A 25267-nucleotide genomic window follows, 5' to 3' on the forward strand; every position below is an offset into this window, starting at 1 on the left:
TCAGGATCGGTCGTGAAGAGGACGACTGCTAAGTCTTTCAATGCCCTTGTGCAACTCACATAGAAAAGACGACGCGTTCGATCCAACACTTCAAGGGTTTCATAAGGAGATTGACCTTAGTAATATGTTTAGTGTACAAGATATGCAGACCTATATAATAACTTGTTATGTGTAAAAAATCAGTTCGGCGAGAATGGAAGAATAAAGCAGGGTTTAGAGTATGAAGCCAAGAGTATTTATCGGTTCATCCGTTGAAAGTTTGCCGTTTGCCCGAGCCATCCAATCTGAAGTTGCATATGACTTTGAGGTGACTATATGGAGCCAGGGAATTTTCAAGCTTTCAAATAGTTCATTAGAGGACTTGGAGAATGCTCTCAATGAATTTGATTGTGGAATATTCGTATTCAGTCCTGACGATGTCCTTAAAATAAGAAATAGACGTCATAAAGCTGTACGGGATAACGTAATCTTTGAGTTTGGGCTTTTTGTCGGAAAACTAGGTAAGGATCGAGTTTACTTTTTAATTCCCGAAGACAGTGGCGAGTTGCATCTTCCTTCTGATCTGCTTGGAATAAAGCCAGGCACATATTTCAATCGAAGCGATGGAAATCTACGTGCTGCTGTAGCACCGTTTTGCTATGAAGTGAGAGAAAAGATTCGTGATCTTGATCTACGGTCTACCGGGCTATCAAAAGCTGGAATGTTTCAAGATTTTATGGGGGCATTCCAAACTCTGCTTGCTATGTCCAGTGAACTGGCGCTTTTTTTCATCCACTCAAGGAGCTGGAGAGAAAACAACCATGATCTTATTTTGGGGTTTCTAGAGAGAAAAGAATCAAAAAGACTGTACATTTTCCTTCCAAACTTTCTAAATGACGCACTAATGAGGCAGCTTGCATATAATTTCGATGATGGGCGCTATATCCTGGGATTGGTAGAAGATGCTGTTAATTTCTTTCTAAACATCCAAAAGAAGTACCCAAGGAAAGTTGTATTGAGGCTTTATGACTTTTACCCCACATATTCTTTCTACAAATTCGACAATAGCGCAATAGTCGCTTTCTACCCAACTACCGATAAGAAAAAGAATGTTCCTACATTCGAATTTCAGAAGGAATCGAGTTTTTGGAACTTCCTGAATGATGATTTTGAAACGCTGGTATCCAAGACAATTCCACTCTCATCTGAGCACACTGAGAAATTACTGGAGAACAACAATGCCTGAACTCCCAGATTTACAAGTCATAAGTAAAAACCTAGAAAAGCGTCTTTTGGGTAAAAAAGTCCTGAAAGTGAACGCGTCAAAAACTAAGAAGCAAACCACAACTACAGAACATTTTATGGATGCCTTGTGTGGGGCTTCTGTCAGTGCTGTAAGCAGGGAAGGAAAAGAGCTGATTTTCTCTTTTGATAATGGGGTTAAGGTCAGCATGCATTTAATGCGAGAAGGGCAGTTATATATTAATGAAGAAGGAAATATTAAACACCAGATAATCAAATTAGAATTTGAAGATGGTGATTTTTTTGTCATGTCAGATTTTATGCAGCAAGCAATTGCGGTAATAAATCCAGAATATTCAGATGTACCAGATGCGCTTTCTGAGAACTTTACAATTGATTATCTTGCTTCATGCTTGGATAAAAAGAAAACCGCAACAGTCAAGGGTTTTCTCATAGATCAAAGCAATATGAGAGGCATTGGCAATGCTTATGCGGATGAAATACTTTGGGCTGCTCTAATATCACCAAAAACAAAATGTGGAAAACTACCGAGGGATGCAATAGAGGTTCTTCATCAGAAGATTGGGGATGTGCTTTTGAGGGCTGAAAATTCAATAGTCGAAAGAAAGCCTGATCTTATAAGTGGTGAAATACGAGATTTCTTATGCGTTCATAACAAAAATGCCACAGAATCACCAACAGGTCATTCGATTATTAACGAAAAAATTGGGGGGAAAAGCACATACTACACTCAAGAGCAGGTTTTGTATGAGTAGTTTACGTGTGTTTAAAAACACATATCAATCGAATAAGGAGCTTATCCGGTGAATAGTAGTCGTAAAGGCCATGCCCATCAATCGAATCAAGACAGACGCTGACCGCGTCTCCTTATTCTACCCGTTACATGAGCAATTTATGACATAAACCGGCCATTCAGAAATCAACCCCGAAGGTCGGCAATTGGCCGTTATGTTGATCTACACATAGCGGCCACTATGTGTAGATCCAAACTATGTGTATATGCAAATTTGTCTTATGGCTCAGCCCTTGGTATCCGTTGCATAAGGCCAAGTGCAACTACACATAATTTCAATGCTTGAAGATGCAGCATCCACTTGCCATCGGTTAGATTACATCGGCTCATTGTTGAGTCCAGCACTTTGATTCATTGTGATAGTCATGAAATCTCAAGTTAGGGTGTCAATTGGCTATCAAATAGCTTACTGGTTGAGTGGCGCAGGACGTGAGTCATTGAATCCCTGATGCCTATGAGTTTTTACTTCAGGACTACCGGCGAAACTATGTGAAGCTAAGAATTACTCATATTGGCTGTATCCCACGTGGAATCTACCTCTCATCCAGGTGATAGGAACGATCTACACATAATTTGGAACTACACATAGTGGCCGAAACTGTGAGTACGCAAATTTCTACAAACCAATAAATTCTGCCAATTTTAATTTCAGATCCATCGCAATAAAACGCTTTTAGTCTGATACAAAAATTAGCGGCCAAACCACGAACGCCCGATCAAAATCGTCATCCTTTACTGTGAAACAAGGACGAACTGATTGGCCATTACCCGTCCTATTACAAGCAAAGCTATTCTTTCAGCGCTATCATCTCGGCCCGGTCTAAGATACTCAGTGTGATTTTGCCTTCCTGGCCCAACCAGCCAATACCTCGCTGGATGACTTTTTCTTCTTCCGGCAGTTCTTTAATCAGTTTTGTAACCGAGGTAGCGCCGTTCTCGGATAAGTAATGCCAAATGCTGCCTGCGGTTAAACCGGTCCGTTCACTTGCCGATATTTCCGACGTTGCCACTACGGGTTCCGGGACTGCGGTTTCAGGCTTTTTCGGCGCTTTCTTTGCTGGACTGGATTTTTTAGCGGTGGTTTTGGTAGTTTTAGGTTGTTCGGTTTCGGCAGAGGGAGTTATAGCTGCTGTAGGCGTTTCCGTTAGTTTTTTAGTCACTTTGATCGTAGGTGTCTGTTCAGCCTTAGCGTTGGCTTCGACATCCGGGGTCTTTTTCGGGGTTTTCTGCGTGGTGCTGGTTTTTTTAGCGGTAGTTTTACTGGCTACCGGTGCTGCAGGTTGTTCCGCTTTGGCCTTTGTAGATATTGGCTTTTCGGGGGTGGTTTTAGGTTTCTTCGTCATGAAATACACCATAGTCAGGATGAACAAGAGTAGTAACGCTTCAGTCATGGAGGCTCTTCATACAGGCTGCTGAATATTACCCGACTTTGCGCTGATCTGACCAGTTCTGCCGGCTAGATGACTATGCAGGTGATCGCAGCGGTCGCTGAGTTTGAGCGTGATCTGCTGATTGAGCGAACCCAGGCTGGCCTTAGTCGCGCGAAGGCCGCGGGTAAGCAGTTTGGTCGGCCGCCGGCGATCAATGCGGAAGATCGTGCTGAAGTGGTGAAACGATTGGCCGCTGGCAGCAACGTTTCGGAGTTGGCTCGGGAATTCAAAACCACCTGGCAAACCATTATGCGGATTCGGGAAGCGGGGATGAAATCTACGCAAAGTGAAAAGTCCGTCAACCATTCTGGAGAGTAAGCGATGAATCATCTATATATGGAACGACACGATGACAAAGACAACATGCATCGTTTTTATCAGATGTTTGTAACGCCGGGTCTATTTGATGATTGGTCGCTGATCAAGGAGTGGGGCAGGGTAGGTTCTCCAGGCACGGTCAGGAAGGAGTGGTTCGACACCCAGGAAGAAGCCATCGTTGCCGAGAATAAGTTGTGCACGGCCAAATGTAAAAAAGGTTATCAAGCGATTCGCGTATAGGCCGCAATTGAAACAGCGCTCGCTATCAGTGTATTCTCCGCTCACTAGAGTTAACCTCACGACTTAAGGTTACAAGGATTTTATAATCACTCTACCCCCAAATTTCTACCGGTAGATAATAACAAACACACATGGCCATCAAAAAATCCGAGCTGTATAGCTCGCTATGGAAAAGCTGCGACGAACTGCGCGGCGGAATGGATGCATCTCAGTACAAGGATTATGTGCTGGTATTGTTGTTCATCAAATACGTCAGTGATAAATACGCCGGCATGCCTTATGCCCCGGTCACCATCCCGGAAGGGGCCAGTTTTCAAGACATGGTCGCCCTCAAGGGCATCCACGGCGAAATGGACCGCATCAGCCAGCAATTGACCCAGCGCGTCAAGCAACTGGCCGAACGCTACGAAACCCCGGTGCCACAAATCAATTTGCGAGTGGACGCATTGGAAGCCAAAGTCAACGGCCACCTGCAAAGGATGGGGTTTGCATGGAGTTGACCCAAAACACTGATTATCAAACCCTGCTGGAGCGCATCACCGACAGCTATACCCAAGGCCGGGTGCAGGCCATGCAGGCTGTCAATATCAGTCTGCTGGAAACCTACTGGCAAGTGGGTCGGCATATCATCGAGTTTGAGCAAGACGGCAAAATCCGCGCCGAGTATGGCAAAGCCTTGATCGGCACCTTGGCTACCGACTTAAGCCTGCGCCACGGCAAAGGCTTCAGTCGCAGCAATTTGGTCTACATGCGCCTGTTCTATTTGCGTTACCCAATAAGTCAGAAGCCTTCTCACCAATTGAGCTGGTCACACTATGTCGAATTATTAAAGCTCGATGACGAGTTGGAACGTAGTTTCTACGAAAAACAGGCCATCGCCGAACGCTGGTCGGTGCCGGAGCTGAAACGCCAAAAAGCCTCTTCCTTGTTTTTAAGACTGGCGGCCAGTAAAGATAAAGCCGGGGTATTGCAGTTGGCCGCACAAGGCCAAACGCTGGCCCAACCCACCGATCTGCTGCGCGAACCCTACATTTTTGAATTTCTGAAAATCCCGGAGCCGGCGCAGGTCTCGGAAACCCAACTCGAAACCTTGTTGTGCAATCATTTGCAGCAATTTTTACTGGAGCTGGGTAAAGGCTTCACCTTTGTCGGCAGGCAATACCGCATTACCCTCAACAACACCCATTACAAAGTAGACCTGGTGTTTTATCACCGTATTTTGCGTTGCTTTGTGCTGATCGACCTGAAAATGGGCGATGTGCAGCATCACGACATTGGCCAAATGAACATGTACCTGGGCTATTTTGCCAACGAGGAAAATATCGAAGGCGACAATCCGCCCATCGGCATCATCCTCAGTCGGCATAAAGACGAACTGCTGGTGGAATACGCCACCTACAACCTGAACAGCCAATTATTCGTGCAGAAATATCAGCTGTACCTGCCGGATAGGGAAGAGCTGCGGCGAGAGTTGGAAGATACCTTACGCGAGGCGGAGCAATGAGTGAGCCGCGAGATAGGGAAGCGGACAGGGGTGTAAAGGAAGCCAGCCGCCGCTATTTGCCTGTTGCCCAGTTGGGGCTCCACGCTCCCGGCGACAGGGCTTTCGGCGCGGCTGCGACTGTTCCGCCGGGTTATAAGCTGACCGAGGTCGGGGTGATTCCAGAAGATTGGGAGACATCTACCGTGGGAGCAGAGTTTTCAATCAAGCTTGGTAAAATGCTAGATGCAGGGAAAAACGTTGGGGTATTAAAGCCTTTTTTGGGTATCAGTTCCTGCGATTTATGTTATCGGGCCACTACACACATTGCTTCCGACTCCCGGGTAAATTAACGCGTGGTTAAGTTACTCCAGATAGGACATTTCAACTTTGCTAAAACAGGACGCAATTATATTGCGTTAACAGTGTGACTTCGCATAACGCTGATTATGTTAAAACGTCGAGATTTACCGCCATTATTTACAATAAAAACAAGCGTTTAGACCGGACTGGGTTTCACGCTTGGCAGACCTCTGATTAGACGACTATAAAGGCGTCACGTTTTCAGCTTGTGGGCCTTTGGCCCCAGCGGTCACTTCCATCGTCACGCGCTGGCCTTCTTTCAGGCTTTTCCGACCGCTGCCTTGGATCACACTAAAGTGGACAAAGACATCTTTGCCGCCGGCTTGCTCAATGAAACCAAAGCCTTTTTCATCGTTGAACCACTTTACTTTGCCTTCTACTAATGCTGCCATCACTTTCTCTGACTTTAAAAAAACCATTGCTGGTGTATTGTCCATACGGACGGAATGCCGATTATCGCTTAATTTAAGGTGAAATGCGCGATTGGTAAAACCCAAAAAAAATGACAGCTTTCCGGCGATGAATCTGAAGAGCGGGCGGTCAACACCCGACCCTTTGCTGCCTATCCCCACTAAACTGCTGCGGGTGTCTGGATATTGCACCTTAGCTGACTCTCACTATCTCCAAACACGGAAAAATGATACTAGCCTTGTAAGCCGGGTGATCAATCAGTGGAGGGATAAGTTGAGAACACCTGTATTTATCCTAATTGTGCAGTTGTAGAAATCATGGTATAAGAAAAAATCCAAAGAAGGAGTTCGATCTGAGGCTGTTGTCTGTTTTACGGCCATTGGCAGAGAAGCTATATCCATAGTGATTTAAATCCACTGTTCTAATCAATTCGTTAGGAGAAAACTCATGAAAGTATCCGCTCTATTCATAATTGCTTTGATAGCATTTGGCAGTCCCATTGCGTTTGCCGCTGAAGAGCAACAAAAGCCAATGTCCGAAAAGGAGATGCAGGAACAAATTAAGAAATTGGAAAAGGAACTAGCCGAAATACGCCAGACGAAGAACCCCCAAGAGCGCAAGCAGATGATGGATCAACATATGGAGCACATGCAGCACATGCACGACATGATGGGAAATGATGGGTGCTGCGGAGGTCACCAATGATGGATCATGAACCCAAACAATAATAAAGGGCTACATGGCCGGAATTTAATTGATCAGAGCTGTCCCATCGTTCTTCTGAGAAGAACGATGGGACACACGGTTGACAGACAGTATTTGATTTCCTGGGCTTCAAAGTAGGCAAGCTCAACCCTATTTAGTCTGTAGCAATCTCAATCCGTTTGCCACAACCAATAAAGAAGCTCCCATGTCGGCGGCAATGGCTTCCCATAAGGTCGCCACTCCTGCAAAGGCGAGCGTAGCGAAAACCGCCTTGATCGTCAGCGCAAAGGTAATATTCTGTCGAATGATCGATAACGTTCGTTTGGAATGTCCGATCAGCCAAGGCAGCTTTGAAAGGTCGTCGCCCATCAAGGCGATATCGGCTATTTCGATAGCCGCATCCGATCCTAATACGCCCATCGCAATCCCCAGACTGGCCCGCCCTAGCGCCGGTGCATCGTTGACACCATCGCCTATCATCGCCACCTGTCCGTATTGCTCGACCATTTGACCGACGATCTCCACTTTATCGGCGGGCAACAATTCAGCATGTACCTCATCGATGCCAATCTGGGCCGCGATGTTATTGGCGGTTACCTGGTTGTCACCGGTCAACATGACCAGGTGTTTAACACCCGTCTGTCTCAAGGCCTGCAAAATCGATTGAATGTCAGCGCGGGGTTGATCGGCAACCGCAATCAGGCCGCAGATGTGCCGGTCATTGCCAATCGCAATCACGGTTTGTCCGGTCTGTTCCAGGGCAATGGCTTTGTCGCTGATTTCGCGGATTTCCTGACTGCGTTCCAATAGATAACGACGCGATCCCAGCCAGTAATCCGTGCCGTTAAATAGTCCGGTAACGCCTTTGCCGGGCAACACCGTCACATTGTCGGCGCTGGCCACACGGATACCGAGTGTTTCTGTGTGACGTAATATGGCTTTCGCCAGCGGATGAGTGCTACGCGCTTCCAGCGCGGCAGCGCGGGACAATAGCTCTTCTTCGCTATGACTGTTGAACGGATAGACACCGGTCACAATCGGTTCACCGCGGGTCAGCGTGCCGGTCTTGTCAAAAGCAAAGGCCTGAATGGCTGCGGGGGCTTCAATATAAGTACCGCCTTTAATGAGAACGCCTTGCCGGGCGGCACAGGCCAGCGCCGCAACAATGCTCACCGGTGTCGAAATCACTAACGCACAGGGGCAAGCGATGACCAACAACACCAAGGCCTGGTAAAACCATTCATCCCAGACGCCTTCGAAAAACAACGGCGGAATGATGCACATCGCCAACGCTACCAGCATCACGACCGGTGTATAAATACGCGCAAATTTCTCCACCCATTGCTCGACTTCGGTGCGCTTGCCATGCGCTTCCCCGACCAGACGCGTGATCTGTGCGAGGGTGGTATCCGTCACGCGTTTGGTGGAGCGGATTTCCAGCGTTCCCTCGCCATTAATGCTACCGGCAAACACTTCATCGCCGACTTGTTTGGCCACGGGCATGCTTTCTCCGGTAATCGGTGCCTGATTGACCGAACTGGAACCTCGGGTGACTTCGCCATCGAGCGGGATTTTATCGCCTGGGGAGAGAATAAATTGTGCGCCTATACTGACTTCTGCGGCAGATACTATGCGTTCATGTCCACTTTCTTCCTTGACCCTAACCGTCGATGGCGCTAAATCCAGCAAGGCTTCAACGGCATGACGGGCGCGGCCTATACTCCAGCTTTCAATTGCCAGAGACAGGGCAAACAAGAAACTGACCGTTGCCGCTTCGAACCATTCGTCAATGAATAATGCGCCGATAACGGCAATCGTCATTAGCAAATTCATATCGGCCCGCAAGCGCTTCAAGGCATAAAACGCTTTCACAATCACATGCCGGGAACCGCAAGTGACGGCTAGGCCAAAGGCTATTTTTTCCGGCAGCGGTATCGCCTGCTGAGCGTGGGCATTCAATAAGCTATGCAGATAGCGAGTCACCACGTCCCATTGCAGTTCAACATTTTCTTGCAGGCTGAAAACGGTTTGCAGATTCGCTAAGCCTTCGGCCATGGCGATATGAATGATCATGCCGCCCACAATAAACAAACCGCTGAGCACGGTATAAACGGTCTTCGAACGGTGCAGTTGCTGGGCATCGGCCTCTGTCTGACCGGGTTGCCAAGGAACGGCTTTCATACCGGTTGCAGCGACCGCCTTTATGATAGTTTTTTCCGTCACAGGCTCCGCATCAGACAACAGCATCATGCGCCCGTTTAAAACATCGAAGGCCAGCTTGTCGCTGCCGCCCACCAGCGGACCGATTGCGCTTTTCAAGGTGGCGACTTCTTCGGCGCAATCCAGACCTTCGATCTTGAACGTCATGTCGCTCGGCGAGTTTGATGGCGTCGGCTGGGAGGCATCCGGTTTCTCGCCAGGGTAACAGCAGGATTTTTCTGTTTGATTGCAGTTACTCATGATTCAATTCCTCATTAAAAGCCATAGCCTCACCGTCAGGCGTCGCGGTTGTAATGTGTTCGTCCTGGCGATGGGCGAACCAATACAAAATCGGTAATACCAATAAGGTCAGCGCCGTTGACGACAGGATGCCGCCGATCACCACGGTAGCCAAGGGGCGCTGAACTTCAGCCCCGGTACCGGTGGCCAGCGCCATCGGCACAAAACCGAATGACGCCACCAAAGCTGTCATGAGTACCGGTCTAAGACGGGTCAGCGCCCCCTCGACAATCGCCTTATCCAGCGACATGCCTTCTTCACGCAGGCTGCGGATAAAGGCAATCATCACCAAACCGTTCAGTACCGCCACGCCCGACAAGGCGATGAAACCCACTGCCGCTGAAATCGACATCGGAATGTCGCGCAACCACAGCGCAACCAAGCCGCCGGTCAGCGCAAATGGGATGCCACTAAAAACCAACAGACCGTCCTTGATGTTGCCAAACATCATGAACAACAATGTAAAAACCAGTATCAATGCCACCGGCACCACAATTTCCAAGCGCTGCGTGGCCGATTGCAATTGCTCGAACTGTCCGCCCCATGTAGTCCAATAAGCGGGTGGTATTTTGATTTGTTGCTCAAGATGTCCTTGCGCGTCGGCAACAAATGAACCGATGTCGCGGCCTCGTACGTTGGCGCTGACCACGATCCGGCGTTTTCCATTCTCCCGGCTGATCTGATTAGGCCCTGGCGACAATTCCAGACTTGCCACTTCGGCCAGCGGAATATACGTCACCGAGCCGTTTGCGCCCGGCGCAAACGGCAATGCAATCGGTAAGCGCTTAATGGCCTCCATATTGCTGCGCAAGTTTTCCGGCAGACGCACGATGATGTCGAAGCGGCGGTCGCCTTGAAACAAAGTGCCGGCTTCTTTTCCGCCAATGGCTATAGCCACGGCATCCTGCACGTCACCCACATTCAGCCCATAACGCGAAGTTTTATCGCGATCAATGTTGACCATCAGCACGGGCAGGCCTGTGGTTTGCTCGACTTTTACCTCGGATGCGCCAGGAATATTCCTGATCACCGATGCAATTCTGTTTGCCGTGTCGTTCAGCACAACCATGTCATCGCCAAACACTTTGATGGCCACATCGCTACGCACGCCTGAAATCAGTTCATTCACGCGCAATTGAATGGGCTGGGAGAATTCGTACAGGTTACCGGGATGTTTGTTGACCGCTGCCTGTATGGCAGCCAGCAGTTCGTCCCTTGATTTTTTCGGCTCAGGCCACTGATCGGCTGGCTTGAGCATGATATAGCCATCCGAATTGTTGGGCGGCATCGGGTCTGAGGCAATCTCGGCGGTGCCGGTTCTGGAAAACACCCGTTCGATTTCCGGAAACTGCTGTTTCAGAGAGCTTTCAATCTGCTGCTGCATGGCGACCGATTGCGACAAACTGGTGCCGGGCGTACGTAACGCCCCAATAGAAAAATCGCCTTCATTCAAGCTCGGCACAAATTCGCTACCCATACGGGTCGCCAACAGGCCGGACAAAATCACCGCTACCACCGCGAAGGTTAATACCACGGGTTTGTTGGCCATCGCCCGATCCAGCACCGGCGCATAAAACCGCTTGGCCGATTGCATCAGGATATTGTCTTTCTCGGTCACTTTATCGCCGATGAAGATGGCCACTGCGGCTGGAATGAAGGTCACTGAAAGAATCATAGCGCCGACCAAGGCAATCACTACCGTAAAAGCCATTGGATGGAACATCTTGCCTTCCACGCCGGTCAGCGCAAAGATCGGCAAATAAACGACCATGATGATCAACTGGCCGAACAGCAGCGCTCGCCGGGCTTCTTTCGAGGCTGTAAATACTTCCTGAAAGCGCTCGCTACGGTTCAATGGCCGCCCTTGCAGCACTTGGGCGTGGGCGAGCCGTCGCGCACAGTTTTCGACAATGACCACCGCACCATCAATAATGATGCCAAAGTCGAGTGCGCCCAGGCTCATCAAATTGGCGCTGACCTGGTACGCCACCATGCCGGTAAAGGTAAACAGCATCGCCAGCGGTATCACCATCGCGGTAATGACGGCCGCGCGGATGTTGCCGAGGAACAGGAACAGAATGGCGATCACCAGGATTGCGCCTTCCATTAAATTCTTCTTGACCGTGTCGATGGCTTTATCGACCAATACCGTCCTGTCATAGACTGTGACAGCCTGCACGCCTTCAGGCAGGGTGCGATTGATGTCCGCCATCTTCTTGTCAACCGCCTGCGAAACGGCACGGCTGTTCTGTCCAATCAGCATGAACACCGTGCCCAGCACGACCTCTCGGCCATTTTCGGTGGCGGCACCGGTGCGCAATTCGCGGCCAAATTCGACTTGGCCGACATCGCGAATACGGATCGGCACGCCCTGCACGTTGCCAAGAATAATGTTGCCAATATCCTCTATCGAACTAACCTGACCCGGTGCGCGGATCAAATACTGTTCGCCGTGCTTCTCAATATACCCCGCACCGACATTATTGTTGTTACGATCCAGCGCGACCACGATGTCTTGTAAAGTCAAACCGTAGGACGCGAGCTTTTCCGGAATCGGCGCAACCTGGTATTGTTTCGCGTAACCGCCGATGGTATTGATCTCGGTCACCCCCGGCACGTTGCGCAACTGCGGCTTGATGATCCAGTCCTGGATTTCACGCAGGTCAGTTGCAGTGTAACTTGAGCCGTCCGGCTTTTTTGCGTCGTCTTTAGCTTCGACAGTCCATAGGTAAATTTCCCCTAGGCCTGTGGCAATAGGCCCCATCTTCGGGGTAATACCATTGGGCAATTTATCTTTCGCTTCCTGGATGCGTTGATTGACCAGTTGCCGTGCAAAATAAATATCGGTGCCGTCCTTGAAGATCACCGTTATCTGCGACAGACCATAGCGCGATAGCGACCGCGTCTGCTCCAGATGAGGCAAGCCCGCCATCACGGTTTCCATCGGGTAGGTGATGCGCTGCTCGGTTTCCAACGGCGAATAGCCGGGGGCCGTGGTGTTGATCTGCACCTGGACATTGGTGATGTCCGGGACGGCGTCAATGGGGAGTTTTTGAAAACTGTAGATGCCTAGCGCCGCCATACCGGTTACGAACAAAATAACCAGCCAGCGATGTTCTATGGCGATGCGGATGATACGCTCAAACATGTCAATTCCTCTGTATCAATCGGAGTCTTCGGCGCTACTTTTACTCAGCTCCGCTTTGATAATGAAGCTGCCATCGACAGCGTATTCGGTATTCGGTTCGAGCCCGGCCACGATCTCGGTGTGTGCGCCATCGGATAGCCCGGTTTTGACCGGTTGGGCGATAAAGCCACCGGGTGCCCGAACAAAAATCGTGGGCTTGTCGTTGATCGTCTGGATGGCTTCGGTCGATACGGCGACCGGCACTTCGGTTTCGTTGGCAACGACCTCGACATTAATGAACAATCCCGGTCGCCAAGCCATCTGCGGATTCGCCAGGGTCACACGAGCCTTGGCGGTTCGGGTTTGTTCGCCCATTAATGCGCTCACGTAGGACACCGTACCGGATGCCGTGGAATCGAACGCTGTCGCTTTGATCGTGACCTTTTCACCAACCCGAACCACATTGAGATCCTTTGCCGACACGATAATGTCGGCCCATACCGTTGATAAGTCGGAAATCGTGAAGATGTTGGCGTCTTCCTTGACCGCTTCGCCCAAAGCAATATGTTTCTCGACCACCATGCCGTCGAACGGTGCGCGAATTTCATAACGATTGATCGCACCGCTATTGGCTGATACCGTAGGGCTTGCGCCAAGTGCAAGCAATTTTTGTTGGGCGTTATGAACGGCAATTTCCATTTCCCGCATCGCCTGCCGGGCTTGCAAATAGTCTTGTTCAGCAGAGATTTTCGCTTCCCATAAATGCTTTTCCCGCGCGAAAGTGGCACGAGCTAATTCCAGACGCTTTTGCGCCGATAGCAATTCACTGCGCTGTTCGGACAACGCCGTACTGGCAATCACCGCCATGACCTGACCCTTTTTGACTTGTTGGCCCAAATTGGCGGGTACGCTTTCGACCACACCTGCCAGACGAGGGACGACATGCGAGGTCTTATCTTCATTAAAACGAATTTCACCTGGCAGGATTACGACGTTTTTGATGTGAGCTGTGCTTACTGCCTGTATCGATATGCCGTTTTCTACGATCTGCTGATCGGTCATTGCCACCAATGCACCTTCTTGCAAGACCTCGTCACGATCAGGCGTTTGTGATTGATTTTCTTTATCGGAACGCTCGCGTTTATCATCGTCCTGGGGCATCTGAGATTTAGCGGCTGTGGAGCCTTCTTCAACCAATTCATCGGCTTCCGTCATGGTCTTATCGGTGCGCAAAATGAATACGCTGAGCAATACGCCAACAACGATAATCGCGGCGATAGAGATCCCTTGTTTTTTATTAATCGTGTTCATGGTGATACCTCGGGTTGGCTGTCCGCCACTGTCTCGTTCATGCCGCTACCAATCAAACGTTCTACGTCAGCCACGGACTTATGATAATTGGCCAAGGCCACTAAATACTGATTTTGGGCACCAAACAGGGTGCGTTGCGCGTCCAGCACATCCAGAAAACCGAACTTGCCCAAGCGATAACCTTCACGGGCAGCATCGTAGGCACTTTGCGCACCGGGCAGAATCTCTTGCCGTAAAGTCAGAATTTCGGAATAGGCGCTATCCAAAGCCTGATAGGCGGTGTTCAATGCCGTGGTGATGCGTACTTCGGTATTGCGCATGTCCTGTTCCGCTTTGGTCAACCGATGTTCGGCTTCCTGAATGCGGCCTTGATTGCGATCAAACACCGGCAAGGGTACCGAGAAACCAACCACTAAGGCGTAATCATTGGGCATCAGATATTTACTGGCACCGACGGTCGCGGTCACATCCGGGATGGCTTTGGACTTTTCCATGGCGATGAGGGCCTGACGTTGGGTTATTTCGGTGACCCAACGGGCTAAATCAGGATTTTTAGACAGGCGTTGTTGCAATGAGTCCAGGGAAGCTGGCGTAGGTAGGCTGTTCAGATCACCGGCCACTGACTCAAAGCGCGCTGTGGTGCTGCCCCAACCCGCCGCCAAACGTTTGCGGGCGGCTTCCAGTTCTTTCTGGGCATGCATCAGCTCAATTTGTACCGAGGCACGCGCGACTTTGGCTTTGGTTTCTTCAACGGGCGATACTTTGCCGGCCTGAACCCGCGCGGCTGTCGTCACCGTCGTCTGATTCGCCAAGTCATGCGTTTGTTGGGTTAGCGCCAAGCGCTGCTGAGCCGCCAACACGTCAATAAAGGCTTGAGTCACCTGGGTAAGCACATCGGCACGTTTGGCTTCGTAATCCCAATCGGCGAGCTGTTTGGTCAGCGCGGCGGCTTCGATGCGTGCGCTACGCTTACCGCCCAACTCGATCAATTGACTGAGTTCCAAGGTAACTGAATCGCCATCGAAGCCCTGAAGAACCCGATTGCCGAAGTTCGAAGCATTGGCGTTGAAGGTGGGATTAGGTAGCAATCCGGCTTGTAGGGTAGCGGCTTCCTGGGCTCGGCTCTCCCAGGAAAAGGCCGACAGTTCCGGGTTTTGGGTTAACGCCAAGGCCAGGGCTTGAGATAAAACCAAGACGCCGGTCGATTCCTCGGCGATTGGCCGACTGGAATCACTCAGAACCTGATGGTCTGGTTGAGCCGACAACAGCGTGCCGTCAGCCGAATTGGCATCTACCGGCCCGGTAATAATGAAACAACACAATGCGATGCCAAATGACCGCATAGAATTCGAGAACATGGAAAACTTCTCCGTAGCATAGAGATAACGTCAGCAAAAAACACAGGTATTAAACCTGCGGTTTTGGCTGGTAGGTTGCAGCTAGGAGATGGGGCTAAATCAGTAAAACGATGCTGCGCAAGGCGAGCAGTCGGGGATCGGTGAACGGTGGATCGAAAAATGCCGGTTGCCGAATAAAAGATCGGGCATGAAACGCCAACAGTGAAAATAGGAAAAATACCGGCAGGAAACCAATATCAATCGTTAACTTAAGTAAATCAGTCACCAATAACTGCGTGTGATTATCGCCGTCTATAGGGATGTCGGTGCAGGGTGACGGACAGGGATTATCGCCATTGGCCGTATAGACGTTGGTTTCGTCATTGGACTGGATGGTTTTATTCACATTCGCTAATTGCTCTTGAGCAACGCGCTCTACAGCGACATGACCATCCATCCCAAAACACAGCACAAAGGCCGACGCATCGCGATGTCCCAGGCCGAAATGACCAAGGATCGCGAGGATCAGCACAAAAGAAAGCCAAATTTTGGAGCGACGTAGAGTAATCATTCGTTTAGATGATACTCACTATACGAAATAATTCAAGCCGTTCGTGAGTTACGGCATGAAGTTTGGCTGATTGTTGCACGTTAAGTAGGGGCACTGATAAGTCAGTTTAGGTCACTGCAAATGGCAGGTTAGAAGCTGAAACTGACCGTTGAGTGGCTTGGTTTTTTGATTCAATGACTGTCAGAAAATGGCCGATTGGTTGAGGTCACCAGTGACTGCTTTGTAGCCACCCCGTTCCAAAAATCAGGATTTGGCGGGCTGGCCGCTTGAGAAACACGGCTGGCAAAATGGATCGAGTTGTTTACTCAATGACGCAGCCACAAGGATCGCAGTAGATGACAACCTTTACCTTCAAATCCTGATCCGCTCGACTTCATCCAGCGTCACCTCATCGCGGCGACGGTCATAGAGCTGGGTGGTGCGGGTACTGGCGTGGTTGGCCATCACGGCCGCTTTCTCTAATGTACCGCCGTTTTTCAAATAAAGGGTGATGCCGGTCGCCCGAAAACTATGATTACCAATCTTGGTGGCAATGCCGGCGGCGGCAACCCGGCGCTGAATCATCGCATGTGCATTGGCTTGACCCAGAGAAGAGACGCTCAGCCGACCGGTGCCGCGACCCAGACTGCGAAACAATAAGCCCTTGGGATCATCGCTTAGCCCAGCCCCTTCGATATAGGCCAGGAGATAATCTTCAAGGTGATGGTGGCAGGGCATTTCATGGCGTTTACCGCCTTTCTCCCGCAACCGCACCCAGAGGCGGCGGTTTTGCGTGTAGACGTCCTCGATCTTCATACCCAAAGCCGCGCCGATGCGGGCGAAGGAATAGATCATCAACGCGATCAGGGCCCGGTCGCGTAGACCGATAAGTGTCCCGGTATCGATACTATTCAACAGGCGGCGGGCATCCTCGGCATCTAGCACCGGCGTCTTGCCGACTTTTACCCGATGCGCCGGACCGCGAACCGAGGCGGCGGGATTCAACGACACCACTTGCCCGGTCACCAGCCAGTCAAAACAATGGCGAACGGCGGCTAACTGTTGCTTGACCGTTGGGGCGGAGACCTGACGGGTTTTGCCCTCGATCCAGCTGGCAACATGCAACGGCTGCACCTCGAAGATCGATACGATACCCGCCGTTACCTCGCACCAATCGAGAAATTCCATCACGGCGCGAGCATAGGCCCGCCGCGTGTGCCGGTTGCGGATATTGGCCGCGAAAAACTCCAGAAAGCGGCGATGCGCCCGCTCGCTGGCGGGTTATCAAGCGGGGACAGGTCGTAAGCGATGATGCGTTAACGGGTTGATTCAACATGGGCGTTACCTATTGTGATTTGAATTAGGATTCGAGATCCCATCAAAATCAGTAGCTCTCATCCTTTAATAGGGTAAGCACGCGAGTCCTTGGTTTTATGGGGTTTGCATGTTGTCTAAAAAGCCTTTGTTTATTAGACAAACGGGTCTTTTCGAACCAGGTTTTGCAGCGACCAGGGCCTAAAAACACAAATTAACATTTTTACATTTTTGTGCCATAGTGAGATTTTAAGCCACCGAACGGATGGGACCATGAGCCGCCTGACGATAGAGATCACCGATCAACAGCATCAAAGCATTAAGGCAATGGCTGCCTTACAGGGTAAAAGCATCAAGGAATATGCCATGCAGCGTTTGTTGCCGCTGACCGCCGATGAAGAAAAAGCCATGCAGGAACTGGAAGCGTTCTTAAAACCCCGCATTGAAGCCGCCGAACGTGGCGAAGTCGTGAGTGCGTCCGTTCATACCATCTTTGAGGAAACCCTGGTCAACACCGATTCATGAGCCTGCCCGTTGATTTTACGGCGGAGGCTATCCAGGATTTGTCCGCTATCGCCCGCTATACCGATGACACATGGGGGCGTGAGCAAGCGTTTCGTTATGCCGAATTGTTAAACAAACGCTTCCTGGCTATTGCGGAAGGGCGACTATTCTCCAAGGTGCTTTTCCCCAAGTATCCCCAGGTCCGGGTGTGTCGCTGTGAACATCACTATATTTTCTTCATGTCCTCACCAGAAGGCCGGAAGCCCGTGATCTTGGCCGTGCTGCATGAACGTATGAACCTGTTGGCGAGGCTCAAGGACAGGCTTTGAGACGGGACATACTGACCGATGATAAACCGCATTATCACTGATTGATTACCCAATTACGTTATGAGTTAAAGCGAAGGACCTTAATAAAATCGACGCGAAAATGGTTCAAGACCTGCTTAGGCCGAAAGCGACAAAACGCTTCGGCGACGTGGAAGGACGCTAAAGTATTTTCAAGAACTGAATTAGACATACCCAAGAGTTACATGAGCAACTAAGGTTATCCCTTCAATTGACACAAACTGCCCTGGAATGTTGGAAAAACAATTAATAATGGAATTCATTCATGACGGATCGGTTTAATTCAAAATTGGGTTATTTGTAATGCGATGGCAATGAACCTAAATGTATCGTTTAGTGGACTGGCAGTGAATTAGGAACAAAATTATCACCAGATCCATTTGAAGTACTATCATGGATCACGCCAATAGTCCTATCACTCCAATTGCTATGCCATAATCATAAATATCAAGATTTTGCTCGGCATAACACTTGCGGTTAATCAACTCTTTATATTGCTATTTAATTTTTAAACAACTCTTTTAGGACCAAAATGAATAAATCCGACCTAATAGCAGCAATTGCAGGCCATGCCGAAATCAGCAAAGCCGATGCCTCCCGCGCATTGGATAGTATTACCCAATCCATCCAAACTGCACTGAAAGCGGGTGATTCCGTGGCTTTGGTAGGCTTCGGTACGTTTGAAGTGAAAGAACGTGCGGAGCGCGCCGGCCGCAATCCGCAAACCGGCGAAGCGATTACCATTGCAGCGGCTAAACTGCCATCGTTCAAAGCCGGCAAAGGTTTGAAAGACGCGGTTCAGTGAATTTGAGGTAACTGATTTTCAAATTAGGATGACGCCGCCACTTCCCTCTTTTCCCTGAATGGACTGGTCGATGTTGGATAGTTCGTTTGAGAGGTAATCAAGGAAACTTGTATAGTCAAAAAGGTAACGGATGGGAAGTTTTGCATTAATTCGGCTGATTTTGATCGACTCCTATAAACCGGGCACGTTACAAGAAGTTCGGTTGGAGGGGCACACCAACCTGAACGGTGTCAACGGTGCTGGTAAAACCACCTTGCTGCGATTGATCCCGTTGTTTTTTGGCGAACGACCTGGGCGATTGGTGCCGAGAAGTAAAGTCACCGACAGCTTTGCCAAGCATTATTTGCCCAATGAGTCGTCTTACATCATTTTCGAGTATCGCCGGGATCAGCAAGTTTGCCTGGTAGTGATCTATGCCTCACTCAATGAAGAAGGTCTTTGCTATCGCTTCGTCGATAAGGGCTTTGATCGTGACGATTTTCTGGAAACTCGGCTGGATGGCTCTTGCTATCCGATTTCCTGCCGCGATCTGAAACGGCATTTGGACAAACGTCAAATTAATTCCAGCAATCAGCTGACGTCCTGTAGCGACTATCGCACGGTGATTCAAAACCTGCCGCATAGCAAGGGTCAGGAATTGCGCAATTTGATTGCCCGTTTTAGCTTTTGTCAGGGTAGTGCCGGGCGGCGACTGAAGGACATCGAAAAAATCGTCTCCGGCATGCTCCAACGTTCGACTGATTTTGCCGACTTGCGGGAAATGCTGGTCAACTGTATCGACGAGAACCGCGATTCCATTGCCTTGGATGTCTCTATGGATAAATTAGAGGATTGGCACAAGGAATACCGGGCCTACCAACACAGCGAAGCCGAGCGGGAACAGGCCACAGAACTCAGTGAGCTTGCGGCTGAACAGGAACAATTTAAAAGCCGATTCGGTGAACTTTACAAGCGCCTATTGCTGTTGAAGGAGCGTTATCGCCAGCAACAGCAAGGGCAACAAGAACAGCTTTCACAAGCCGAACAATCACTGAAAACCCTGAAGACTGCTTGGGAAATCGAGGAGCTTCAGATGCAATCGGCTATTGCCCAACAAAGAGCCGAGCTCAGCAGCCAGGAAAAGCAGAAAACCCAACTGGAGAAAGAAAAAGCCGAATGGGACGCCAAAGAAATACAGCTGAGTATTCGTCAGGCCGAGCAACAGTCTGTCCTCTCCGACAATCTGGCCAGGGAACAACAGCACTATGAGCAACTGACCTCTGAAGTGCAGGACATTAATGCTCAATTCGCCGCGATCAAGGCTGACACCGAGAAAGCTTACGCCGAGCAGCGGTACCAACATGAACGGCAGATGGGTGAGGTCAAGGCACAGGTAAGCCAAGATGAAGCCAAACATCGTGCGGAACATAACCAGGCCCGAGAACAACTGAGAGCCGCGAATAATGGCGAACAGGAAAAGCTACATGGATCGGCCGGTGAGGTTCAGGGAAAGCTGGGGGCGCTGAATGCACAGATTGCCCAAATCCAACCTGATCCGGAATTACTCCAAACCCGAGAAGCCAAGCTGGAACTTCAGCAAAGCCTGCAACAACAATTGGAACAGGCGAAAAATGACGTTGCTGGCATCAACAAGCGAATCAAAGCCAATCAGGCCGAAGTCGAGTCTGTTTTGGACCAAAAGCGTCATTATCAGTCAGAGAAACAAGCGATTGATGAGACGATCAGTCGTTTAAAGAGACAACTGGATACCGAAGCCGATACCTTGCTGCGTTTTTTACGTGAGCATCAACCCGGCTGGGCGCAGAACATTGCCAAAGTGGTTAATCCGGAACTATTACTGCGAGAAGACCTTGAGCCGACGTTAGTGGAAAAGCCAACCGGATTGTACGGGGTGTCACTGAATCTGGAGGTACTGCCGGCGGATTTGGCAGCCGACGAACAGCAAATCCGCGCCGTGCTGGCTGACCATGAACATCGCTTACGCGAGTTGGCCGGCTTGGACGAACAGGTCGAGCAACAATTGACGGCTTTGAAAAAGATTGATAACCAACTGCACAAGCAATCCCAACAAGCCGAAACCGAGCAGGGTCGCCTGCTCACCGGTTTGAAGGGAATTCACAGCGAACTAGGCTCTTTGAAGCTGCAAATTGAAAGCAGCAAACGTCAGCGCAGACAACAGTTGGAGACTGAAAAAGTAGCAGTCGAGCATGCTTTGGCAGATACCAAACAACAATTAGAGGGCTTAAAACGGCAACTGCAACACGAGGAAAAGCAGCTGGCTGTCGAACTCGACACGGTTATCGCCCGAATCAAACAGGTTGCCGGCCAACAAGTCGAGCATATCCGGCAAGACATTTCAGTGCTAAAAAGCCAAGAGCAACAGGCCCTTCAAGAACTCGATCAGCAACGACTGAACAGTCTGAAAACCCGAAAAATCGATGTCGATGCCTTGCAACAGCTTGAGACCCGAATTGATACTTTGAAAAAGCAGTTGCAAGCCGCCAAAGCCGCAGCTGAAACAGTCAGCGAATATCGGCGTTGGGAGCAACTGCATTGGTCTGGCTACCCTCAGCTGAGCATTGCGATTCGCCAACTAACTGCAGAACTCCGGCTAACCGAGGCACAGTACGAAGCCGCCAAGCACCATTATCAACAGCACAGCAGAGCATTAAAAGCCGAGATGGATCAGCTGGCCGCATCGCTTGAGAAATTGACGCAGGAATTGAAGACTCTCGAACAATTACTAGACGACTGCACGCCCTATGCACGTTATGCCGCCAATGTCATCAGTTTTGACGAATCGCATACCTTGGCCTTATTACAAAACGAATATCGTAGCTTGAACGAGGCTTATAAAAGCCAGCGTCGCCTGCTGCTGGCCAAGCTGAGGCATTTGAAACAGACCTTAGCCCGATATCCCGGCACCGGTCCGGCCCAGTATTATGCTAGTCAGGAGAATGAACTGGGCCTGGACAGCGATGAAACGGCCTGGCTATCGCCAATCTTGAATTGGTACGACAGTGCTTACCAGGATCTTCGCAGTCTATTAGTTAATCAGGCCAATCTGTTCGGCGCGGTAATCCGGAATTATCAACAAGCGTTGGAACATTTCGACCGCGGCATCGATTCACTGTCCAGACGTTTGGCAAAACATATTGATAGCAATATCCGTTTCGATAAAATCGAAAGCATCCAGGGGCGCTTGACCTCAAAAGTGCAGACTTTGGGCTATTGGCCTCAAATCGTCGCCTTTACCAAGCAATACGATGACTGGAACCGCAACGGCGATGGCCGGTTGCCCGGCGAGGCCTTTGCGGACATGGTGCGTTTGGTAGCGGAACAGATGCCAGGCAAGGGTCGGGTGGAAATGAAACTGGTCAACTTGTTGGAACTGGAGATCATAGTCAGCGAAAACGGCCGTAGCAAACGCGCCACCCATGCCGAGGAGTTACAGCAAATCTCCAGTCATGGCTTGTCCTATCTGATTTTGTGCGTCTTCTTTATCGCCTTGGTCAACATGATCCGCAAGGACCAACCCTTAAACATCATCTGGCCGATGGATGAATTAAAGGAACTACACCAGGTCAATATCGAGCTGTTGTTGGAATTACTCAGTAATAACGGCATCACCTTGCTGTCGGCATTTCCCGACCCAGACCCCGATGTTCTGCGATTGTTCAAAAACCGATATCAGGTCGTTGGCCAGCGTGAATTGGTGGAGATGGAAATCGATGACGCTTATCTCGCGGAATTGGCGCCCATGGTCAGAGAGCTAGCTGATGTTTGATGTGATACTAAAGCGCTTGCTGCAAGGCGAGTTCATTTGCGAAATCAGCGACGAAACCGGCTTTCGTTTTTTACAGCTGACTGAAAACGCACAACAAGTCGACGAATTCTTGAGCCGATTGCAATACCGTCTGAGCAAGACTCAGAACGGTCTAGCGTATTATGCCGCCTATCGGCAAATCGACGCCGGCGCCCGTCGCGATATTCAACGGATCTTTCAACAATTTCGGGTGGAATTGCAGCCGGTCGTGGAATGGCTGGAGATGATGATGGCCTGTTTGCATCGCGATACGGCTTTGTCGCCCGGCGATACACTGAGTTTTGGGGCATTATTACAGGTCATCGAGAGTAATCAGGCTTTGGCGGATCGCTTGCAAACCTTCAGCCGCTTCAAAGATTTTGTTTGTACTGACGATGCCGTGAAAAGCCGTCTGGAAAAACTGCTGAAGACGTTGGATCAATGGGGCTATTTGCATCTGTCCAACCGCGATACGCTGATCTATCAGGTGACCGGCAAGCTGGATTATTTCTATCAAGCGCTGCAATTCATCAAAGAGCATGAGCAATTGCCAATTGCCCAGGACGAAGATGACGTGGCCCAGGAGAGCCTGTTTTGAGTCAGGCCGAACAAAGCCTGGAACGGCTGTTCAAGGCACTGGCTAATCATAGCGACTTAATCGCCAAAGCCTATTTCAACGGTACTATCTATTCAGATAGCCAAAACCAACGCACCCTCAATCAACTCAAGCAATTCAAAGTACTGGTCGATCATGGCGACGATGGCTTTCGTATCGCCGGCCGCTTGAGCCAGTTCCTCGATAGTGCCTTGAGTAGCGACCGGATCCGCCGGCTAGATACCGATCTGTCGAGCTGGATAGACACCCTGGAGCAGCAAATTGGTTTGTATCAGGATGCCTGGCGGGAAAATAGGCTGGATGATGTCGACCATTACCTGCTGGAAATCCAACGGCTGGTATTCGATTTGGCCGACAATCTGGAGGAGAACACCAGTTACTTGTTAATGCTGGTCAACAGCCGTTTTGCGAATGTTCGTACCTTGGCTGAGAAGCAAAAGCAAAACAGCTTTTACATTGCCCGCCTAGAAAAACTGGTCAATGCCATCAGCGCCTTGCAGCCTGAATTTTTACTGGAATATGTCGAAGAGCAGCCGGAGTTACATCAACTGCTGGAACGGCAATTACTCAGGCTCTTGCCGAAGTACCAACAGCGACTGCAAGACATTCTCGATAAACTCAAAATCTTTCTGTTCGAACTACGTCAAATCGAAGTAAGAGCGCAACTGGTGCAGGGCTTTGCGTTTTATCTACGGCAAAACCCCGATTACCAGCCGCTGGACTGGAGCGAGCACGATCAGATTCCGGAACACTGGAATCGTATCCAGCCTTTAGCACTATCCGCACATGCCGATCCCTTGGATCATGCCGTGGAGCAGGAACTGGTCGAGATTGCCCAGAAGATCCGTATCGATAGCGACGCCTTGTTAGCCAAACAAAAGCAAAGGCCTTTGAATTCGATTAACCTCACGCCAACAGAAAAACAGACCTTAGAGGTTCCTAGATACCGGCAGCAACTGGCGGCCTATATGGCCAAAGTCAGGCAGCAAGCCGGTCGACCCTTATCGGCGCTGGCATTTCAACAAGTGTTTGCTACCGATATCGAACCCACCATCTGGTTAGCGTGTGTGATGAATGAATGCTTGAAACAGCAGCATAAAGCGTTGCAAATCGAATGGAAGGAGGCAAGTCAGGGTAGCGGCTTAACCGGCAATAAGAAGATTTGTGACATCATATTGTGCTGCCAAACGGGTGAACAATGAATAAAACCCAGCTGACCGTGATTGCCCGCGCAATTTCTTGCGAGCAAGAGATTTTTCCGCTCAATCAATCCTGGCAGGCCATTCACCGCGAATACAATATTGGCCTCACCCAAGCCAAAAAGCTGCATCTGACCAGCGCAGATAAACAGGAATTGCGTGAGTTGGTTAATAAAATTACCGGTATTGATCTGCAGCAAGTCGGAATGGGTGAATTTTCCACCATGCAGCGCGAGCAGGTTTTAACGCTTGCCATCGATGAAAAACTAGCGGGGCAATCGGTGAAGAAAAGCCGATTAGCCATGAAACCCGTACCGGGCAGGATGCTCAAGTTAAACGGTGAACACTATCGACTGCCGGACCACAGTCATTGTGATATAGCCCTAGACAACATTACCAGCATTGAACATCAAAGCATCTGGGTCGTTGAAAATTACCGGTGTTTCGATCAGTTGAGTGCGATGAAGCTGGATGAATTGGCAGCGTCGACCGAACCGTTAGTGGTGTTTCGGGGCGATCAGGTGTATCAGGCCGGCACGGTATTGAGTCTGATCGAGAAATACCCCTTGCCAGTCTGGGTAATGGGCGACATGGATCCGAAAGGTCTGAGCATCGCGCAGTCTTTTCCAAACTTTGCCGGACTGATTGGGCCAGGCTTGGCAGCATTGGAGTTTTATTTTAAAAACTCCGGCAAAGCCAATCATAAAATCTATGAAAAACAACTCGCTGGTTGCCGTATGGCTTTATCCGATACCCGCTATCCCATCATCCAAGCGTGTTGGCAGCTGATGAAATTGCATCAGGCAGGCATCGTTCAGGAGCATTGGCTGGTCGATAACACGTCGCTAAAAATGCACCCTGCCTAATTCAG

Annotated in this window: 23 protein-coding genes; 15 read left to right on the forward strand and 8 right to left on the reverse strand. The window is 49.9% G+C overall.

Going from position 1 to position 25267, the window contains the following annotated elements; all coding sequences use genetic code 11:
- Positions 1–220 precede the first annotated feature (220 nt).
- Both METH11B_RS27475 and METH11B_RS0100540 read left to right on the forward strand, forming a co-directional pair.
- Complete coding sequence (locus tag METH11B_RS27475) at positions 221–1225, forward strand: TIR domain-containing protein (RefSeq protein ID WP_026600279.1); 1005 nt, start codon at positions 221–223, stop codon at positions 1223–1225.
- Complete coding sequence (locus METH11B_RS0100540) at positions 1218–1997, forward strand: DNA-formamidopyrimidine glycosylase family protein (RefSeq protein WP_026600280.1); 780 nt, start codon at positions 1218–1220, stop codon at positions 1995–1997. The genes METH11B_RS27475 and METH11B_RS0100540 overlap by 8 nt, the downstream gene beginning before the upstream one ends.
- Before the next feature lie 826 nt (positions 1998–2823).
- Here the strand turns inward: METH11B_RS0100540 and METH11B_RS28225 are convergent.
- Complete coding sequence (locus METH11B_RS28225) at positions 2824–3426, reverse strand: winged helix-turn-helix domain-containing protein (protein ID WP_026600281.1); 603 nt, start codon at positions 3424–3426, stop codon at positions 2824–2826.
- A gap of 75 nt (positions 3427–3501) precedes the next feature.
- On the opposite strand from METH11B_RS28225, the gene METH11B_RS0100550 reads away from it, so the two are divergent.
- The 5 genes from METH11B_RS0100550 (at position 3502) to METH11B_RS0100570 (ending at position 5856) form a co-directional block, all read left to right on the forward strand.
- Positions 3502–3783, forward strand: a complete 282-nt coding sequence (locus METH11B_RS0100550; protein ID WP_231499556.1) for a helix-turn-helix domain-containing protein — start codon at positions 3502–3504, stop codon at positions 3781–3783.
- 3 nt (positions 3784–3786) lie between these two features.
- Positions 3787–4023 (forward strand): WGR domain-containing protein, encoded by a 237-nt coding sequence (locus METH11B_RS0100555; RefSeq protein WP_026600283.1) that lies wholly within the window; start codon positions 3787–3789, stop codon positions 4021–4023.
- A 131-nt stretch (positions 4024–4154) separates the two neighbouring features.
- On the forward strand, positions 4155–4523 hold the full coding sequence (locus tag METH11B_RS25910) for a type I restriction-modification system subunit M N-terminal domain-containing protein (protein WP_026600284.1): 369 nt from the start codon (positions 4155–4157) through the stop codon (positions 4521–4523).
- Positions 4514–5527 (forward strand): PDDEXK nuclease domain-containing protein, encoded by a 1014-nt coding sequence (locus METH11B_RS0100565; RefSeq protein WP_026600285.1) that lies wholly within the window; start codon positions 4514–4516, stop codon positions 5525–5527. Before METH11B_RS25910 ends, METH11B_RS0100565 begins: the two co-directional genes overlap by 10 nt.
- Positions 5524–5856 carry a hypothetical protein gene (locus METH11B_RS0100570; protein WP_026600286.1) on the forward strand — a complete coding sequence of 111 codons (333 nt, stop codon included), beginning with the start codon at positions 5524–5526 and terminating at the stop codon, positions 5854–5856. The genes METH11B_RS0100565 and METH11B_RS0100570 overlap by 4 nt, the downstream gene beginning before the upstream one ends.
- Positions 5857–6048: 192 nt before the next feature.
- On the opposite strand, the gene METH11B_RS25915 is transcribed toward METH11B_RS0100570, so the two are convergent.
- On the reverse strand, positions 6049–6258 hold the full coding sequence (locus METH11B_RS25915; RefSeq protein ID WP_036276516.1) for a cold-shock protein: 210 nt from the start codon (positions 6256–6258) through the stop codon (positions 6049–6051).
- Between the two features lie 466 nt (positions 6259–6724).
- Between METH11B_RS25915 and METH11B_RS0100580 the strand changes: the two genes are divergently transcribed.
- Complete coding sequence (locus tag METH11B_RS0100580) at positions 6725–6982, forward strand: hypothetical protein (RefSeq protein ID WP_026600288.1); 258 nt, start codon at positions 6725–6727, stop codon at positions 6980–6982.
- 150 nt (positions 6983–7132) lie between these two features.
- On the opposite strand, the gene METH11B_RS0100585 is transcribed toward METH11B_RS0100580, so the two are convergent.
- The 6 genes from METH11B_RS0100585 to METH11B_RS0100610 all read right to left on the reverse strand — a co-directional run bounded on the left by METH11B_RS0100585 (position 7133) and on the right by METH11B_RS0100610 (position 17057).
- Positions 7133–9442: a heavy metal translocating P-type ATPase gene (locus METH11B_RS0100585; RefSeq protein WP_081733718.1), complete on the reverse strand. Its 2310-nt coding sequence runs from the start codon at positions 9440–9442 to the stop codon at positions 7133–7135.
- Positions 9435–12629: an efflux RND transporter permease subunit gene (locus tag METH11B_RS0100590; RefSeq protein ID WP_026600290.1), complete on the reverse strand. Its 3195-nt coding sequence runs from the start codon at positions 12627–12629 to the stop codon at positions 9435–9437. The genes METH11B_RS0100585 and METH11B_RS0100590 overlap by 8 nt, the downstream gene beginning before the upstream one ends.
- A 15-nt stretch (positions 12630–12644) precedes the next feature.
- Positions 12645–13919, reverse strand: a complete 1275-nt coding sequence (locus METH11B_RS0100595; protein WP_026600291.1) for an efflux RND transporter periplasmic adaptor subunit — start codon at positions 13917–13919, stop codon at positions 12645–12647.
- Positions 13916–15277: a TolC family protein gene (locus METH11B_RS0100600; RefSeq protein WP_036275510.1), complete on the reverse strand. Its 1362-nt coding sequence runs from the start codon at positions 15275–15277 to the stop codon at positions 13916–13918. The genes METH11B_RS0100595 and METH11B_RS0100600 overlap by 4 nt, the downstream gene beginning before the upstream one ends.
- A 94-nt stretch (positions 15278–15371) precedes the next feature.
- Positions 15372–15788, reverse strand: coding sequence for a hypothetical protein (locus METH11B_RS0100605; RefSeq protein WP_155931046.1), 417 nt, complete (start codon positions 15786–15788; stop codon positions 15372–15374).
- Between the two features lie 390 nt (positions 15789–16178).
- Complete coding sequence (locus tag METH11B_RS0100610; protein ID WP_331280428.1) at positions 16179–17057, reverse strand: tyrosine-type recombinase/integrase; 879 nt, start codon at positions 17055–17057, stop codon at positions 16179–16181.
- A gap of 336 nt (positions 17058–17393) precedes the next feature.
- Here METH11B_RS0100610 and METH11B_RS0100615 point away from each other — a divergent pair, with 336 nt between their 5' ends.
- The 7 genes from METH11B_RS0100615 (at position 17394) to METH11B_RS0100645 (ending at position 25262) form a co-directional block, all read left to right on the forward strand.
- Positions 17394–17645, forward strand: a complete 252-nt coding sequence (locus METH11B_RS0100615) for an antitoxin (protein WP_026600295.1) — start codon at positions 17394–17396, stop codon at positions 17643–17645.
- On the forward strand, positions 17642–17953 hold the full coding sequence (locus METH11B_RS0100620) for a type II toxin-antitoxin system RelE/ParE family toxin (RefSeq protein WP_026600296.1): 312 nt from the start codon (positions 17642–17644) through the stop codon (positions 17951–17953). Before METH11B_RS0100615 ends, METH11B_RS0100620 begins: the two co-directional genes overlap by 4 nt.
- A gap of 550 nt (positions 17954–18503) precedes the next feature.
- Positions 18504–18776: an HU family DNA-binding protein gene (locus METH11B_RS0100625; RefSeq protein ID WP_026600297.1), complete on the forward strand. Its 273-nt coding sequence runs from the start codon at positions 18504–18506 to the stop codon at positions 18774–18776.
- A 130-nt stretch (positions 18777–18906) separates the two neighbouring features.
- A complete protein-coding gene (locus METH11B_RS0100630) occupies positions 18907–22563 on the forward strand; it encodes an ATP-binding protein (RefSeq protein ID WP_026600298.1) in 3657 nt (1218 codons plus the stop codon).
- A complete protein-coding gene (locus METH11B_RS0100635; protein WP_026600299.1) occupies positions 22556–23179 on the forward strand; it encodes a condensin complex protein MksE in 624 nt (207 codons plus the stop codon). The genes METH11B_RS0100630 and METH11B_RS0100635 overlap by 8 nt, the downstream gene beginning before the upstream one ends.
- Positions 23176–24399 carry a hypothetical protein gene (locus METH11B_RS0100640; protein ID WP_026600300.1) on the forward strand — a complete coding sequence of 408 codons (1224 nt, stop codon included), beginning with the start codon at positions 23176–23178 and terminating at the stop codon, positions 24397–24399. The genes METH11B_RS0100635 and METH11B_RS0100640 overlap by 4 nt, the downstream gene beginning before the upstream one ends.
- On the forward strand, positions 24396–25262 hold the full coding sequence (locus tag METH11B_RS0100645; protein ID WP_026600301.1) for a DUF7281 domain-containing protein: 867 nt from the start codon (positions 24396–24398) through the stop codon (positions 25260–25262). Before METH11B_RS0100640 ends, METH11B_RS0100645 begins: the two co-directional genes overlap by 4 nt.
- Positions 25263–25267 lie beyond the last annotated feature (5 nt).

It is taken from the genome of Methylomonas sp. 11b, from assembly GCF_000515215.1.
Classification (GTDB): Bacteria; Pseudomonadota; Gammaproteobacteria; order Methylococcales; family Methylomonadaceae; genus Methylomonas.